Origin of the sequence: Pseudomonas sp. B21-012 (assembly GCF_024749305.1) — a bacterium.
Taxonomy (GTDB): Bacteria; Pseudomonadota; Gammaproteobacteria; order Pseudomonadales; family Pseudomonadaceae; genus Aquipseudomonas.
On sequence record NZ_CP087197.1, the window covers coordinates 3,600,517 to 3,616,380 of the forward strand.

The window sequence follows — 15,864 nt, forward strand, 5'->3', positions numbered from 1 at the left end:
GGCGCCCGCCTCTGGCATGCTGTACAACCTTGTTCATTGGTTGTTGCTGCCGTCCATGTCCAGTCCGCCGTTCGCCCGCCAGGCCTTCATCCGTGGCGCCATCGCCATCCTGCCGTTGTCCCTCGCCGTCGCTCCCTGGGGGCTGCTGGCCGGTTCCATGGCCATCGAAGCCAACCTCAGCCCCTGGGAAGGCCAGGGCCTGTCGGCGATCGTCTTTGCCGGTGCCGCGCAGCTGGTGGCAATCGGCATGCTCAAGGGCGGCGCCAACCTGTTCTCGATCCTGCTGACCACCCTGTTGCTGACTTCCCAGCATCTACTCTACGGGCTGTCGATGCGCCCGGTGCTGTCGGGCCTGCCGACCCGCTGGCGGCTGGGCCTGGGCTTTTTGCTCACTGACGAGTTCTTCGCCCTCACCAGCCAGTACGACCAACAGCAGTTCAATCGCTGGTACGCCCTGGGGGTCGGCCTGACGTTCTACATTGCCTGGAACCTGTTCACCCTGGCCGGGATCATCCTCGGCCAGAACATTCCGCACCTCGACCAGCTAGGCCTGGACTTCTCGATCGTCGCCACCTTCGTCGCCCTGATTGCGCCACTGGTACGCAACCTGCCCACCGTGGTGTGCGTGGCGGTGTCGCTGTTCTGCTCGGTACTGTTCAGTGCCTGGCACTGGGACATCGGCCTGGTGGCCGCCGGCCTGCTGGGCATGAGCGCCGGCTTTGTCTGCCAGAAATTCAGTGGAGCACGCACATGATCTTCGCCCTGATTATCGGCATGGGCCTGCTGGTGTTCCTCAACCGCTATGCCTTCCTGGAACCGCGCCTGCCCCTGCGCCTGAGCTCCAACGCCCGGCAGTTCCTCGGCTTTGCCGTGCCGGGCATGCTCACCGCCATTTGCGGGCCGATTGTGTTCTTGCCCGGGCACCAACTCGACCTGAGCCTGAGCAACCCTTACCTGGTCGGTTCGGTAGTGGCGGTGGTGCTGGTGCTGTTGACCCGCAGCACCTTGATCAGCATGCTGCTGAGCATGGCCTTCTTTTTTGTCTTTCGTTGGTGGTTGAACGGCAGCCCATGAACCCTGCACACAAGGAACAGACCCGCTTCTGGCAAGCCTCGGCGCTCGGTGATACCGAGATGCTGCACGCGCGTTATTTTCAGCAGCGCTTCGCTCCCCATGTGCACGAAGGCTACGTGATCACCATCATCGAGTCCGGTGCCCAGCGGTTCTGGCACCGCGGCAGTGAACACCTGGCGCCGGTGGGCAGCATGGTGCTGATCAACCCCGACGAGCTGCACACCGGCGCCAAGGCCAGCGAAGATGGCTGGCGCTATCGCGGTTTCTACCCCGACAGCGAGCGCATCACCGGCGTGCTCGACGAGCTGGAGCTCAAGCGCGACGGCCTGCCGCGCTTTGACGCCAGCGTGCTGCACGACCCGCAACTGGCCAAGGCCTTCAGCTGGCTGCACTGCTCGGCCGAACACGGCGCCAGTGCCCTGGAACAACAAACCGCCTGGCGCGAAGCGGTGCTGTTGCTGGTGCAACGCCATGCCCGTGCCGGCACCGCGCGCACGCCCGGCAACGAACCCTGCGCCGTGGCCCGGGCCAAGGAACTGATGGACAGCCGCCTGGCCTACCCGCCATCGCTGGAAGAACTGGCCACGGCAGTCAACCTCTCGCCCTTCCACTTTGCCCGGGTGTTCCGCCAGGCCACCGGCCTGCCGCCCCATGCCTGGCTCAAGCAACGGCGTCTGAGCCGCGCCCGCGAACTGCTGAAAAACGACTGCCTGCCGTTCAACGTCGCCTTCGCCCTGGGCTTTTCCGACCAGAGCCATTTGAACCGGCAGTTCAAGCAAGCCTATGGCGTAACGCCGGGCGAGTACCGCCGCGCCTGCATTCACTGACGGACCAACCCCATGCCCTACCCGCTTGCCTACCGCTGGTTCATCCACAAAGGCCTGACCGACTGGGAGCCGTGGTATTTCTGCGATACCCCGGCGTCACTGCAACAAGGCCCGGACCTGAGCAAAAACGCCTTCGCCGCCCGGGCCTTTGCCAAGGAGACCGGCGCGGACTTCGAGGTCTACCTGTTCGCCCGCCGCCAGGACCGGGAAGACTTTGCCTTCTTCGTGGTGCGCGACGGGGTGATCGAAGACAAGGTAATCACCGCGCACCTGTCGTTCGCCGACAAGCTGGAGCTACGCTCGCGGCTGAGCTATGAACAGGTGACCCGCAGTTTCAGTGAGTGGGTGGCCGAAGTGGCGCTGGCCGATGCCGTGGAGTGGATGAGCGAGGACGACCTGCAAGATTGAGCCTGGGCTGCTCTTCTGCTCAGCGGCAATACGCCCGCGGCGTGCTGCCGGTCATGCTTTTGAAGAAGGCGATGAACGCACTGTCGCTGGCAAAGCCCAGCTCCAGCGCCACCTGGGTCAGCGGCTGATGGATCGCCAACTGCTCCACCGCCCGCACCAGCCGCCACTGCTGGCGCCATTGCTGGTAGGACATGCCAGTGTCGCGACGAATCAAGCGACCGATGGTTTTCTCGCTGGCGCCCACTGTGCGGGCCAGCTCTTGCAGCGGCGGCGGTAACTGCTCAAGGTTCTCGACCAGGCGCGCCAGGCGCCGGTCCCTGGGCAGCGGCAAGCGCATCGGCTGCTGCCCGGCAGCCTGCAGTTCGGCGATGCACAGGCCGGCCAGGTGCGCGGCGGCGCCTTGGCTCCAGTCGGTTTCGAACGGCGCCAGGGCGATGCGTTCGAGCAGTTCGCGCAGCAGCGGGTTGACGTCGAGGATCACCACTTCATCCGGCAAGCGCGGCCAGTGGCGGGTGTCCAGGTACACCGAGCGATAGTCCACGGTCGCCCGCATTCGCGCCCGATGGGCTACGCCGGCGGGAATCCACGCCGCGCGGGTCGGCGGCAGCAGGCAGAGCAGGTCCGGCGCCTGGGCATCGATGCGCACACAGCCCTGGCGGGTGAACAGCACCTGTCCCATACGGTGCTGATGGACGCCGGAATCGTGCTCGCCCAGGGCCGAGCAGATGCCGACGATGGGCGCATCGACGTGCTCGGGGTTGAAGAGGGCGGTAGGTTCCAGCCAGGCCATGCAGGTTGTCCGATTTTCACTATTTCTAGACCAGACCGCGACAATACACCCATCTCCCGCCGCCTACCATGAGCGCCCTTTTACCCACGGGACCCTGCTCATGACCCAACGCACCTGGTTGCCCCTGGCCACGGCCCTGCTGATGTTCCCGCAGATCGGCGAAACCCTCTACAGCCCCGCCCTGGTGGATATCGGCCAGGGCTTTGGGGTAACGCCTGCACAGGCGGGGCAAACCCTGTCGCTGTATTTCGCCGCCTTTGCCGTCGGCGTGCTGGTCTGGGGCCGCCTGTGCGACCTCTGGGGCCGACGCCCGGCGTTGCTTGCAGGCTTGCTGCTGTACGGCCTGGCTTCGCTGGCGGCCCTGTTGGTCACACATTTCGCCGGCCTGCTTGGCGCGCGCATCGTCGCCGCCTTCGCCGCAGCGGTCGGTTCGGTGGTCACGCAAACCGCGCTGCGCGATGTGCATAGCGGTGCGCAACTGGCGCGGGTGTTTTCCCTGATCGGCATGTTCCTGGCCATCAGCCCGGCGATTGGCGTGCTCAGCGGCTCGCTGCTGACCCAGGCCTTGGGTTACCGTGGCGTGCTCGCCGCGCAGTTGCTGATGGCCCTGGCGTTATGGCTGTGGAGTTGGCAACGGATGCCGGAAACCCGCCCGCAAGCGCCCCACCCTGCCAGTATGATCGGCACCTTGCGGCGCATGCTCGGTGATCGCCGGGTGCTGCTGGCGACGCTGCTGGTGGCGTTGTTCAACATCGGCGTGTTCAGTTGGTACAGCCTGGCACCGTTCATTTTCCAGCGTTTGCAGTTGCACAGCCTGTTTGGCTACAGCGGCGTACTGCTGGCGCTGGGCTCGCTGCTCGGCGCGCGCCTCAATGCGCGATTGCTGGCACGGGGTGTCAGCCAGGCAACCCTGCTCAACCTGGCATGCGCGGTGAACCTGCTGGCGGCGCTGGCGATCCTGCTGCTGGGCGAGCACTGGCTGATCGCGGTGGCCATGGCCTTCATGCTCGGCGCCTTCGCCATGGCGATTGCGCTGCTGCTGGGTTCGGCGCTGGTCGAGTATGGCGATTGCCGGGGGACGGCGGGGGCGTTGTTCGGGTTGTTGTATTACGCGTTGATTGGCGCGGGCTTGAGCCTGGCGAGTGAGTGGCAGGCATTGGGGGTTAGCCTGATGTTGTGTGCAGCGCTTGCCAGTGTTGCGGCGCGGGTTTATGGGCGACAGAGCTTATGAGTGCATCGTGGTGCCCATTGAACTGAAGCCAAAAGCATCCCAAGAACCCGATCATCAACTTGCCGCACCAAGGCGGCAAGTTGGTGGGGGTAGCGTGCTGACCTGTCAGGGGCTGACGGGATCAAGCGTGAACTGTTGCATTGGCGTGCCGTTCCAGGGGTCCAGCCAGGACATTCCCAGGTCGTCGAGAAAAGCGGTCAAGGCTTTATCAGCCGTGCCCGGGCCCTGAGGAAAGAGGCCCTTTCGCCGACTGTTGTACGTCCAATGTTGGTAGGCCTGTGCCTTTGAAGCGCGCGGGCGGGCCCAAACAGCGCCTCGGCCAACCTCTATGTTTTCCCCCTCCAGCAGTAATGCCCCGCCCTTGCTGTCGGCCACCGCGGAAATGATTTCGTTATCTGCAGTGTGGCGCCATTGCTGCGCTGGATCGGTAGCGTTGCAAGTAACCAGGCCGACACGGCGAGTCGCGAGCGATTGCGTAGCATCAAGCTCCCCTACGGCCAGGCAGTGGCCATTACTCTGTTTGATTTGCACCCACGGAGCGACGGGCTGTTGAATCGGTGCAATCGTAAAGTTCTGCGTCACACGGCCACTGGCCCAAGGGTCCAGCCAAGCGCCACCCGCGGCAAACACGGTCAACGCAAGCCCTGCGTGGCTAGGGTTTTGCGTCGTCAGTCTGTTTCGCTGGGCGTCATGCTCCCAGCGGTACTGGGGCCACATTGTCGAAGGTCGTGAACGCGCCGAAACGGACGATCTGCCACCGACTATATCCATCCCGTACAGCATCAATCGCTCGCCATTCGGGTCGGTGATCTCGGAAAGCAGTTCCTTGTCTTCGTTGTATTGCCATTGCTGTGCGGGGTCCCGGTCATTGCACATGGCCAGCTCAACAACACGGGAATAATTGGGCGCCTCTGAACCGCGCGTCCCCACCGCTAGGCAGTAATTGTCTATTCGCTTGATCTGTACCAAGGTTGCGAGCGACTTTTCAGGGGGCTGGGCAACAGGCGTTGGTGGGTGCTCGGCACACCCTGCCAATAATGCTAAAGCGATTGCCACTATCGGGATCTGGAATACGATTGCATTGAATAATCTGAGGCTCATGACATTCTCCGACGACGCTGTCAGCAGGATAAGTTCGATCTACGGCACGCATTTCCAAACAGCGGCAGTAAGGCGACCTTGAGTTATCCACTGGCTTGCGCACCTGACGTCGGCGAAGGTCAATTGCTTCATTGAAAAACTGAACGTGGTCCGAATGAGAATCTAGACGGCCACAGGCAATTTGCAAATCAATCGCTAAAGCACTGCAACTTGCCCACGATCAGGCATGCACCCAACGCCGATGCAGGCCACGGGCAATGGCATCGAGCATAAAGCCCAACACGCCGATCAGCAGCACCATCGCCATCAGCTCCGAATACGCCAGCCGGTCACGGGTATCGAGGATGAAGTAGCCCAGCCCGGCACTGACTCCGAGCATCTCGCACGGCACCAGCACGATCCACAGAATACCGATGGCCAGGCGCACGCCGGTCAGTACATGGCCGAGCACGCCGGGGATGATCACCTTGCACAGGGTCTCCCAGCGCGTGGCGCTGAGGCTGCGGCTCAACTGCAGCCAGCGCGGGTCGAGCTGGCGCACCCCTGCGGCGGTGTTGAGCAGGATCGGCCACAGCGCGGCGAAGGCCAGAAGAAAGTAGATCGGCTGGTCGCCCACCCCCATCAGCATCACCACCACCGGCATCCACGACAGCGGTGAGATCATCCGCAAGAACTGGAACGCCGGGGTAGTCGCCGCCTCCAGGTGACGATAGCTGCCCACCAGCAAGCCCAGCGGCACGCCGATCAGCAAGGCCAGCAGCAAGCCGACAAGGATGCGCTTGAGGCTGACCCAGATGTGCTCGTACACCTCGCCCTGGCCCAGCAGCTCGATCAGGCTGCTGAGGGTCGCCTGCGGCGAAAAACGCGCCGACAGGCCATCGGCCTGGCCGAACGCATGCACGCCCAACCACCACAGCAACAACAAGCCGAGCAGGCCGGCGACGCCCAGGGCGCCATGGATTGCATGCTTGCCCATCAGATCGAAAACTCCTCGCTACGCTCGAAGCTCTCGGGCAAACCGAAGGCCTTGAGCCCGCCAACGGCGGCGATGCTGTTGCGCACGAAGCGGTCGTCGACCAGGTCGCGGGCGGTCTGTTGCGGGTCGAGGCCGGCAAGGAAACCCTTGTCGCCCTCGATCAAGGTGTTCTGCAGGCGACGCACCAGTTCTTCGGTGTAGCTGGGGAACGGATAAGGCTGAAAATCGATGCGCTTTTCGTCCCACTGCGCATGCTGGATCGCGCCACTGGCGATGTAGGCGTCGCGGGCTGCGGCCGCCGGCGCCAGCACCTGGCTGAGCACCTGCGGGGTGTGCGGGGTGTATTTGTTCGGCCCACTCTTGGACAGCAGCGCGGCGGCTTCGGCGCGGTGCTCGCGGGTCCACAGCTGGGCCTTGACGATGGCGTTGACCACCTTCTGCGACCACTCGGGGCGGTTGTTCAGGTCATGCTCGTGCATGAACACCACGCAACAGGCATGGTTGCGCCAGATGTCGCCGGTAAAGCGTTGCACGCGGCCAACCTTGAGGTCTTCGGCCAGAGCGTTGAACGGCTCGGCGACGATGTAGCCGGCAATGCGCTTGCTGGCCAGGGCCGGCGGCATGTCCGACGGCGGCAGCACCACCAGGTTGACTTCGTTGGCGGCCAGCTGGGCTGTGGCGGCCTTGGACACCGGGGTCAGGCCGTGATCACGAAACAGCTGCTGCACCACCACGTTGTGGATCGAATACCAGAACGGAATGGCCACGGTCTGCCCGCCCAGTTGCTTGACCTCGGTGATGCCCGGGGCCACGGTCAAACCCGAGCCGCCGACGTGGTTCCAGGCCACCACCTTGGCCGGTACCTTGCTGGCATAACGAGCCCAGACGGTCATCGGCGACAGCAGGTGAATGACGTTGACCTGCCCGGAGATAAACGCCTCGATCACCTGCGCCCAACTGCGCAGCAGCACCGGCCGCTCGGCCTTGATACCTTCGGCTTCGAACAGGCCATTGTTGTGCGCCACCAGCAACGGCGTGGCGTCGGTGATCGGCAAGTAGCCGATGCGTACAGGCGCGTCCGGGTCGCTGGCGGCGCGGGCCTGCAGACTGCTCAGCAGCGGCATGGCGCCGCCGGCGGTGAGCAAGGCGCTGAGTTTGATGAAGTCACGACGAGTGTGGGTGAAGTCGTCCAGGCACATGGGCAGTCTCCGACGGCAGCGGCATAGGTTCAGAAGTAGGTTCAGGTGTGCGGCTGGCCCGCCGAAGGGTTTTGAGTATGTCGATGCGCAGCGCGCCCAGTTCCTCGACCCGCTGCTCGCGGGGCTGCGGCAGGTCGATGAGCCATTGGCCGAGGGTGCGCGCCGGGTGGTTGCCCAGTAGCAGCACGCGATCGGACAACAGCAGGGCTTCGTCGATATCGTGGGTAATGAGGATGGCCGCGGTGTTGTGCCGGGCTATCAGTTGCAGCAGCAGTTGCTGCATGTCGGCGCGGGTGACTTCATCCAGCGCGCCGAAGGGCTCATCGAGCAACAGCACTTGCGGCTGGCGCGCCAGGCAGCGGGCCAGCGCGGTGCGCTGGGCCATGCCGCCGGAAAGCTGCGCCGGGTACTGCTCGCGTGCATGCTGCAGGCCGACCGCCTCGATGGCGTGATCGATGCGCGCCCGTCGCTCACTGGCAGCGAGCTTGGGCTGGCGGGCGAAGTCCAGGCCGAAGGCGACGTTGCTTTCCAGGCTCAGCCAGGGCAGCAGGCTGGGGTCCTGGAAGGCCACCGCCAGGCGCGGGTGCGGGCCCTGCAACGGCTCGCCGAGCAGGCTGACGCTGCCGGCGCTGGCCTGCTGCAAACCGGCCAGCACCCGCAACAGGCTGGATTTGCCAACGCCACTGGGGCCGAGGATGGTGATCACCTCGCCCGGCGCCAGTTGCAGGTCGAAATTTTCCAGCACGCTTTGCCAGCCTTGTTCACGCGGGTAGCCGAGGCTGATGCCACGGGCGTCGAGCAACACTTCGGTCATGCTGACGACGCCTGGCGCTGCAGCTCGGCGCGCAGTTGCACCAGGCTTGGGGTAACGATCGGCACGAACGCCGACTCGCGCCAGCGCCGGGCAAAACCTGCGCCGTAGGCGGTCAGGTAAGCCTTGCCGCCACTGGCTTGCAACTCCAGCTGCACGGCATCGGCAGCCGTTTCGGCGAGGGTGATGCGCAGCTTGAACAAGGCCGCCGGCTGGCTCAGGAAACGGCCGTCGAGCAAGCCCTTTTTCAGTTCGGCCACGGTGTTTTCCAGGCGCTCGCGCAGCACCTGCAGCGCCTCGCCAAGGAACGAGCGCATGCCCTGAAGGTGCCCTTCCACTTCGCTCAACGAGCGCCGCGCCAGGCCGATGGCCATGCCGCATTGCAGGCCCAGGAACGACGGGCGCACGGCAGGCAGAAACTGCTTGGCGTTGTCGTGCAGCAGCCAGTCACGGCTGATCGACACCTGTTCGAAACTCAAGGCTGCGGTGTTGCTCGATTGCAGGCCCATTAACTCAAGGTCGTCAGAGCGGCTCAGCCCTGCAGCGTGATCGGGGATCGCCAGCACGAACGGCGAGGCGCCCTCTTCTTCAATCGCCGCCGCCACCACGAAACCGCCCTTGCGCAGGTTGGTGACCCAGTGCAGGCGCCCGGCCAGGGTCCAGCCCTGGTCGTCGCGCAGGCCCTTGACCTGCAGCGCTTCGATACCCGAGAGGTACTTCATGGCGTTGGACAGGCCGGTGGCGCCAGCCAGTTGGCCGCTAAGCAGCTCAGGCAGCAGGCGTTCACGCAGCCCGGCGTTGGGGCTGTGCAGCAGGTATTCGATAAAGGCGCGCTGGCCCCAGAACACGAAGGCTGCCGCCAGGGAATGGCTGGCAACCGTGGCCAGCGTCTCGACCGCGTCGGCGACCGTGCCGCCACTGCCGCCCAGGTTCTGGTCAATACCGACGCGCAGCACCTGCGCCGCCGCCAGTTGCCCCAGTACCGCCTGCGGGTCGCCGTGGCCCTGGTCGAGGGCTTCGGCCTGGGCATCCAGCCACGCGACCAATGCGGGATCGAGCATAGGGTTTACTCCTTTAACAATGCGCCAGCTTGCGCTGGCGCCGAGGGTCGTTATGCCGAAGGCTGCCAGCGGTACTTGCTCAGCTCGTCATTGAGCGGCGTCTGGGCGAACACATTAGCAAAGTTGCACAGGGTTGCCAGACTGACACCGAGGATCACCTCCAGGGCATTGCCTTCGCTGTAGCCGGCTTCGCGAAACGCACGGTAGCCGGCTTCGCTGACATTGCCGCGGGTGGCGATCACTTCGCGGGTGAACGCCGCCAGGGCTTCGAGCTTCTCTTCTGGCAGCTCGCCCTTGGCGCGCAGGGCGTCGACCACCTCCTGCGCCAGCTTGGCCTTGTTCAGTGCCACGGCGGTGTGGCCGGCCACGCAGAAGTCGCAGCCATGATTGGTGGCGGCCACCAGTTGCACCACCTCACGCTCGGCGAGGCTCAGCTCGGCCTTGCCGTTGAGTGCCGAGACGGTAACGTAGGTTTCCAGCGCCGCCGGGGCGCTGGCCAGCACGCCGAGCAGGTTGGGGATGAAGCCCGAAGCCTTCTGGGCGTTTTCCAGGTAAGGGCGGGCAGCCTCTGGGGCGCTTTGCAGAGTATGGACAGTGACGCGCGACATGGAGTGGACTCCTGCTGACTGAGGGTGTGCCACAAGTCTGTTGGTTATAAGAATTACCTGCCATATTCTGCAGTCGCTATTACTTGCTCCTGAGTCTTTTCATTAGATGATTTCATCCAGCCCAGTAGTCGATTGGTTATTAGAAAGCCTTGAGCTAGACGCCAGCCTGTTCCATGTCGGGCGTTACTGCGGTGGCTGGCACGCCAGCACCCACGGCCTGGCGCGGGCCAGTTTCCACCTGATCGTCCAGGGCCACTGCTGGCTGCATATCGATGGCCAGGCCGAGGCCATTCGCCTGCAAGCGGGCGATGCGGTGTTCCTGCTGCGCGACTTCAACTATCGGCTGTCCAACGCCGAAGAGTGCGAGCTGGCCCGGCAGCAACCGCGCCAGGTCATGCAGCCGCTGGACAGCACAGCCACCGACGGCGTGGGCCTGGTGTGCGGCTTCTTTCATTTTCAGCCGGGCTTGTCGTCGCTGATCATCGAAGGCCTGGACGACTGGATCATCCTGCGCGCCGGCAACCCGGCGCTAAGCGCGGCGCGGGCGCTGTTCGAGCTGATCCTGGCCGAGTGCCAACGCCTGCCTGCGCCCTCCTCGGCCTTGCTCGAACGCTTGAGTCATTTGCTGTTCTTGTACGTGCTGCGCCAGCGGGTCAGTGACGACCAGGGCATCCGCGGCCTGGTCGCCCTGGCCCGCCACGGCAACTTTGCCAGCCTGCTCGAGCAGTTGATCGAACACCCCGAGCAGCCCTGGTCGCTGGAAAGCATGGCGGCCTGCACCGGGCTGTCGCGCTCGGCATTTTTCAAGCGTTTCAGCGAACTGGCCGGGCAATCGCCGGGGCAGGTATTGCTGGCCCTGCGCATGCGCCATGCCTGCCAGTTGCTCAAGGCCAACAACACCGTCGAGCAGGTGTGCGCAGCGGTGGGGTATCAGTCGATTGCCGCGTTTACCCGCGCCTTCAGCAAGGCCGTCGGCGTGCAGCCGGGGGCCTATCGGCGCCAACATGAGGGGCGCTGAGGCAAACAGCGTGCGGTAATCGAACACAAGCAGGCTAAGCGCCCTCAAGTCCGCCGCCGGCGACTCCGATAGCAGACCACCCACCGCCGTTGCCGCGGCAAAGCGTGGTGCTGATAACAACTCAAGGAGTACTGCCCGCATGTTCGCCGACCTGAAAATCCGCACCGGTATGTTCTGGGTGCTGTCGCTGTTCAGCCTGACCTTGCTGTTTTCCACCGTCAGCGCCTGGCGCGCGGCGGTGGGCAGCGACCAGCAGATCAGCGAACTGGACCAGACCGCGCACCAGTCGGATCGCCTGAACAACGCCTTGCTGATGGCGATCCGCGCCAGCGCCAATGTCTCTTCGGGCTTTATCGAACAGAGCGGCGGCCACAGCGACAGCGCCAACAAACGCTTGAAGCTCTCGCAAGAACTGCTGGGCAACAGCGCGCAACTGATCAGCGAGCTGGTCAGCAATGCCCAGGAGCCCACCTTTAAAGGCCTCGCCGTCGAGCTGCAAACCACCTTCGGCGACTACGCCAAGGCCGTGGCCGGCCAGCGTGAAGCGACCGGCAACAACGACCTGCAGCATTACTTCAGGGTCAACACCGACGCTGGCAACGCCATGGGCCGCTTGCAGGCGCTGCGCCAGCAACTGGTGGCGGCGTTGAGCGAGCGCAGCCAGCAGATCATGCTCGAATCCGATCGACGCCTGAGCAGCGCCCAGGTGCTGAGCGTGGCGCTGGGGCTGCTGACCTTGCTGCTCGCGGCGTTGTGCTGGAGCTTTATCGCCCAGCGCGTACTGCGCCCGCTGCAACAGGCCGGCCAGCACTTTCAGCGTATTGCCGGCGGCGACTTGAGCCTGCCGGTGGCGGTGCACAGCAGCAACGAGATCGGCCAGTTGTTCAGCGAACTGCAGCGCATGCAGCACAGCCAGCGCGACACCCTGGGGCAGATCAGCAGTTGCGCCACGCAACTGGCCGAAGCTGCCGGTGCGCTCAATGGCATCACCGAACAGAGCTCGCAGAGCCTGCGCCAGCAGGACCAGGAACTGGAACAGGCCGCCACCGCCGTCACCGAAATGACCACCGCGGTGGAAGAAGTAGCGCGCAATGCCGTGTCCACCTCCCAGGCCGCCAGCGCCTCGAATGACCTGGCCGAACAAAGCCGCCGCCAGGTCAGCGACAACCTCGACGGCACCCAGGCCATGGCCCGTGAAGTGCAAACCAGCAGCGAGCACCTGGAGCAACTGGCCGGGCAGATTCGCGATATCGGCCAGGTACTGGAGGTGATCCGCTCGGTGTCCGAGCAAACCAACCTGCTGGCGCTCAATGCCGCCATCGAGGCAGCCCGTGCCGGTGAAGCCGGGCGTGGCTTTGCCGTGGTCGCTGATGAGGTACGCACCCTCGCCTACCGCACCCAGCAATCGACCCAGGAAATCGAGCAGATGATCGGCCGCGTGCAGCACGGCACCGAAGCGGCGGTGGCCTCGATGCATGCCAGCACCCAGCGGGCGCAATCAACCCTGGACATCACCCAGGCCTCGGGACAGGTGCTGGAGGGGATCTACAGCGCCATTGGCGAGATCAACGAGCGCAACCTGGTGATTGCCAGCGCTGCCGAGGAACAGGCGCAGGTGGCGCGGGAAGTGGATCGCAACCTGCTGAACATTCGCGACCTGTCGACCCGCTCGGCGGCCGGGGCGCAGGAAACCCGCGAAGCCAGCCAGGCGCTGGCGGGGTTGGCCGGGCAGCTTACGGCATTGGTGGCGCGGTTCAGGGTTTAGCGGGGAGCCTATCGCGGGGCAAGCCCGCTCCTACAGTGGGAGCGGGCTTGCCCCGCGATACATCTAGACTTCCACCAGAATCCTGAACCCACCAAAAATCATTCGCATGCCATCAAACGGCATCGGATTCTTGTCAGGCTGCATGCGCGGGTCTTGCATCATCTTCTGCATCCCGGCGTCGCGCACCTCGCGCGACGGCCAGAGGATCCAGGAAAACACCACCGTCTCGTCGTCCTTGAGCTTCACGGCCATGGGGAACGAGGTGATCTTGCCATCCGGCACATCGTCGCCCCAGCATTCGATGACCTTCAAGGCACCGCACTCCTTGAACACTACGGCTGCTGCTTCGGCGTGCTTTTTAAAAGTGTCGCGGTTGGCGGTGGGGACTGCGAGGACGAAACCGTCTACATAGGACATGGGGGTACTCCTGCACGTGGGGTATGTGCAGGATGGTCGATTGGCCGGGGGGTGGATCGACAGGCTTGCACGCAAGCCCGACCGATGGTCATCGCACCCTGTGTGGCTGGCTTGCCAGCGATGAGGCCGGCAGCCCCGGCTCAAAACCGTGTCGTCGCACTCACCCCGAAGGTACGCCGATCCCCGCGCGCATCCCAGGCAATATCAAATGGCAGTGGCACGCTGTCAGTCTTGTACTGTTTATCGGTCAGGTTGTTCACGTAAGCGGTCAGGTCCAGGTCATAGCGCCCGCCCAGGTGATAGGTGGCACTGGCATTGCCCAAGGTATAGCCGCCCTGGGACACGCTGTGATCCTGCTGCGCCGTGGGCAGGAAGTAGATCCGGCTCTGGTAGCGCCAGTCCGTGCCCAGGCGCACTTCATCGCCATTTTCCAGCGGTATCCGGTAACTGCCGCCCACCGCCAGGGTTCGCGACGGCGAGCGGGCAATGCGGTTACCGGAGTAATCCACCCCGCCCGACTCGAAGTCCTGCAGTTCGGTATGCAGCAAGCCGAGCGAGCCATGCAGCTCCAGGTTGCTGAATGGCAAGGCCTGCAGCTCGAACTCGGCGCCGCGAATCACCCCCTGGCCGCTGTTGGTCAGCAGCGATACCACCTGCCCGTCGCGCACCGACACGGCGTTGACCTGGATGTCCGAGTAGTCGTAGTAAAAGACGTTGGCGTTGGCGATCAGGCGCTCATCGAACCACTCGCTCTTGACCCCCAGTTCATAGGCATCGACGTTCTCCGGCGCCACCACCGAGGCCTCGGCCTGCACCTGTGCACCGCCGCTGAAACCACCGGAGCGAAAGCCCTTGGCATAACGGAAATACACCCGCGCGTTGTCGTTGAGCTGGTACTCGGGGGTGAAATCGTAAGTGAGCTTGTTCCAGGTGCGCTTTTCGTCCTGTTCAACGCGGGTCACCAGGTCGCCGCTGTAGTGCTTCCACCAGTCGCGTTCGCTGCTGTAGCTGACCCCGTCGGCATCCGGCGCGGCGACGCGGTGCAGGTCGATGTCCTTGGTTTCGCGGGTCCAGCGCAGGCCGGCGGTGAGGCTCAGGTTGTCGGTGGCCTGCCAGGTGCTGCTGCCGAAAATCGCGAAACTGTCGGTGCGCTGGTCGATATCGGTACGGCCATAATCGGCCACGCCAAAGGCCTGGTTGTAGGGCTTGGGCAACAGGCCGTTGTCGTTGCGGCTGTCGAGCTGTTCGTGGAACAGATGGGTGCCGACGATCCAGCTGAGCGGCTGGTTCTTCGCCGAAGACAAACGCAACTCCTGGGACACCTGCTTCCAGCGGTCATCGTTAAAACCGCGGCCGAACTCGTAGATGCTCATGTTCGGGCTTTCAGCTTTTTCGTGAATATCGTCGAAGGCGGTGATCGAATCCAGTTGCAGGTCGCCCAGGTCCCACTTCAACGCCAACTGCACACCGTTGTGCTCGATGCGGTCTTCGGCCTTGCCGGTAAATGCGGCCTCATCGGTATCCGGCTTGGGTGCCGGGCCAAACAGCGTGCTGCCGCCCGGCCCCGCCCCCCAGGCGCGGGTGGCAATGCCCTGCCCGGTGTAGTCGCGGCCATGCAATTGCAGGGTGGCCTGCAGGTCGTCGTTGATCTGCGCCAGCAACTGCAGGCGCAGGGCCTGGTCGTGGATATCGCCGACGGTGTGGCCATCGACCTGGTTCTCCAGTTGGCCATCGGCGCTCTGGTCGACAAACGCCACCCGTACGGCCAGCTTGTTGTCGATCAGCGTATCGCCATAGGCACCTTCGTACAGGCGCGCATTGTAGTTGCCCAGGTCGAGCTTGAAGTAACCGTTGGCTTTCTCGAAATCCGGCTTGCGCGAAACGAAGTTGATCGCCCCGCCGGTGGTGTTCTTGCCCCACAGTGTGCCCTGCGGCCCGCGCAGCACCTCGACGCGCTCCATGTCGTAGAGCGGAAAACCGGTGGCTACGTGAGGGTCGATGTACACGTCATCGGTGTAGATGCCCACCGGGTAAACCGTGGTCGACGCCATGTCCCCCGAGCCCATGCCACGAATGTACCAGCGCGGCCGCTGGTGCCCGGCAAACTCCGGGGCGATGGCGTTGGGCACGTTCTGCAACGCCTTGCCGGCACTGAAACCGCCGCCGCTGTCGGCGATCTGTCTGGCGCTGACCACAGAGATGGCCGAGGGCACGTCCTGCACCGACTCTTCGCGCTTTTGCGCGGTGACGGTAACGGTGGGCAGGGCTTCGGGGGCTGGCTCGGCGGCGAAGCCGGGGAGCGTGGGCAAGGCTGCGGCGATGGCCAGCAACAGGGGCACGCGGGCGAAGGGAGCGGTCATGAACGTCAATGTTCCACAAGGGGGAAAGAGACGGGGGGCTTCGCAATGGTTGTGCCAGATATGTAGCTTGTTGATTTATAAGATCTTTATCTATTACCGACTGATTAGATGTTGCCTGGTGAGCAGTTGGGCAGCACAGTTTGCGTGAGCATCAGCAATGGCCGGACCCGCAACTACGAGCGCATTCCAATCTTCCCTTGAATCCCGTCTGCAACCCC

16 protein-coding genes are annotated in these 15,864 nt (G+C 64.1%); 7 read left to right on the forward strand and 9 right to left on the reverse strand.

Annotated features, from left to right (window positions below; translation table 11 throughout):
- The first annotated feature begins 55 nt into the window (after positions 1–55).
- From LOY37_RS16275 to LOY37_RS16290, 4 genes are read left to right on the forward strand one after another with little or no spacing between them, the layout of a single operon-like run.
- Entirely contained in the window at positions 56–754 is a 699-nt protein-coding gene (locus tag LOY37_RS16275; RefSeq protein ID WP_309475527.1) for an AzlC family ABC transporter permease, read from the forward strand.
- Entirely contained in the window at positions 751–1,074 is a 324-nt protein-coding gene (locus tag LOY37_RS16280; RefSeq protein ID WP_093381490.1) for an AzlD domain-containing protein, read from the forward strand. Before LOY37_RS16275 ends, LOY37_RS16280 begins: the two co-directional genes overlap by 4 nt.
- Positions 1,071–1,901 (forward strand): AraC family transcriptional regulator, encoded by an 831-nt coding sequence (locus tag LOY37_RS16285; protein WP_045194125.1) that lies wholly within the window; start codon positions 1,071–1,073, stop codon positions 1,899–1,901. The genes LOY37_RS16280 and LOY37_RS16285 overlap by 4 nt, the downstream gene beginning before the upstream one ends.
- Before the next feature lie 12 nt (positions 1,902–1,913).
- Positions 1,914–2,309, forward strand: coding sequence for a hypothetical protein (locus LOY37_RS16290; RefSeq protein WP_093381488.1), 396 nt, complete (start codon positions 1,914–1,916; stop codon positions 2,307–2,309).
- A 19-nt stretch (positions 2,310–2,328) separates the two neighbouring features.
- Here LOY37_RS16290 and LOY37_RS16295 read toward each other — a convergent pair whose 3' ends face one another.
- Positions 2,329–3,099, reverse strand: a complete 771-nt coding sequence (locus LOY37_RS16295; protein ID WP_093381485.1) for a helix-turn-helix domain-containing protein — start codon at positions 3,097–3,099, stop codon at positions 2,329–2,331.
- Positions 3,100–3,199: 100 nt separating this feature from the next.
- Here LOY37_RS16295 and LOY37_RS16300 point away from each other — a divergent pair, with 100 nt between their 5' ends.
- Complete coding sequence (locus tag LOY37_RS16300; RefSeq protein ID WP_258715266.1) at positions 3,200–4,330, forward strand: MFS transporter; 1,131 nt, start codon at positions 3,200–3,202, stop codon at positions 4,328–4,330.
- Between the two features lie 105 nt (positions 4,331–4,435).
- On the opposite strand, the gene LOY37_RS16305 is transcribed toward LOY37_RS16300, so the two are convergent.
- The 6 genes from LOY37_RS16305 to LOY37_RS16330 all read right to left on the reverse strand — a co-directional run bounded on the left by LOY37_RS16305 (position 4,436) and on the right by LOY37_RS16330 (position 10,086).
- Positions 4,436–5,431, reverse strand: coding sequence for an RICIN domain-containing protein (locus LOY37_RS16305; RefSeq protein ID WP_258715267.1), 996 nt, complete (start codon positions 5,429–5,431; stop codon positions 4,436–4,438).
- Between the two features lie 220 nt (positions 5,432–5,651).
- Entirely contained in the window at positions 5,652–6,407 is a 756-nt protein-coding gene (locus LOY37_RS16310) for an ABC transporter permease (RefSeq protein ID WP_045194130.1), read from the reverse strand.
- Positions 6,407–7,606 carry an ABC transporter substrate-binding protein gene (locus tag LOY37_RS16315; protein WP_258715268.1) on the reverse strand — a complete coding sequence of 400 codons (1,200 nt, stop codon included), beginning with the start codon at positions 7,604–7,606 and terminating at the stop codon, positions 6,407–6,409. The genes LOY37_RS16310 and LOY37_RS16315 overlap by 1 nt, the downstream gene beginning before the upstream one ends.
- The gene (locus LOY37_RS16320) at positions 7,572–8,420 is read right to left on the reverse strand and encodes an ABC transporter ATP-binding protein (protein ID WP_258715269.1); all 849 of its coding nucleotides are present in this window, start codon (positions 8,418–8,420) and stop codon (positions 7,572–7,574) included. The genes LOY37_RS16315 and LOY37_RS16320 overlap by 35 nt, the downstream gene beginning before the upstream one ends.
- Positions 8,417–9,478: an acyl-CoA dehydrogenase family protein gene (locus LOY37_RS16325; protein ID WP_093381470.1), complete on the reverse strand. Its 1,062-nt coding sequence runs from the start codon at positions 9,476–9,478 to the stop codon at positions 8,417–8,419. The genes LOY37_RS16320 and LOY37_RS16325 overlap by 4 nt, the downstream gene beginning before the upstream one ends.
- A gap of 50 nt (positions 9,479–9,528) precedes the next feature.
- Positions 9,529–10,086 (reverse strand): carboxymuconolactone decarboxylase family protein, encoded by a 558-nt coding sequence (locus LOY37_RS16330; protein ID WP_258715270.1) that lies wholly within the window; start codon positions 10,084–10,086, stop codon positions 9,529–9,531.
- A gap of 106 nt (positions 10,087–10,192) precedes the next feature.
- Between LOY37_RS16330 and LOY37_RS16335 the strand changes: the two genes are divergently transcribed.
- Positions 10,193–11,104: an AraC family transcriptional regulator gene (locus LOY37_RS16335; RefSeq protein ID WP_258715271.1), complete on the forward strand. Its 912-nt coding sequence runs from the start codon at positions 10,193–10,195 to the stop codon at positions 11,102–11,104.
- Positions 11,105–11,243: 139 nt separating this feature from the next.
- On the forward strand, positions 11,244–12,869 hold the full coding sequence (locus tag LOY37_RS16340) for a methyl-accepting chemotaxis protein (RefSeq protein WP_258715272.1): 1,626 nt from the start codon (positions 11,244–11,246) through the stop codon (positions 12,867–12,869).
- Positions 12,870–12,932: 63 nt separating this feature from the next.
- Here LOY37_RS16340 and LOY37_RS16345 read toward each other — a convergent pair whose 3' ends face one another.
- Both LOY37_RS16345 and LOY37_RS16350 read right to left on the reverse strand, forming a co-directional pair.
- Complete coding sequence (locus LOY37_RS16345; protein ID WP_258715273.1) at positions 12,933–13,286, reverse strand: DUF1428 domain-containing protein; 354 nt, start codon at positions 13,284–13,286, stop codon at positions 12,933–12,935.
- Positions 13,287–13,426: 140 nt separating this feature from the next.
- Positions 13,427–15,646 (reverse strand): TonB-dependent receptor, encoded by a 2,220-nt coding sequence (locus tag LOY37_RS16350; protein ID WP_258715274.1) that lies wholly within the window; start codon positions 15,644–15,646, stop codon positions 13,427–13,429.
- Positions 15,647–15,864 lie beyond the last annotated feature (218 nt).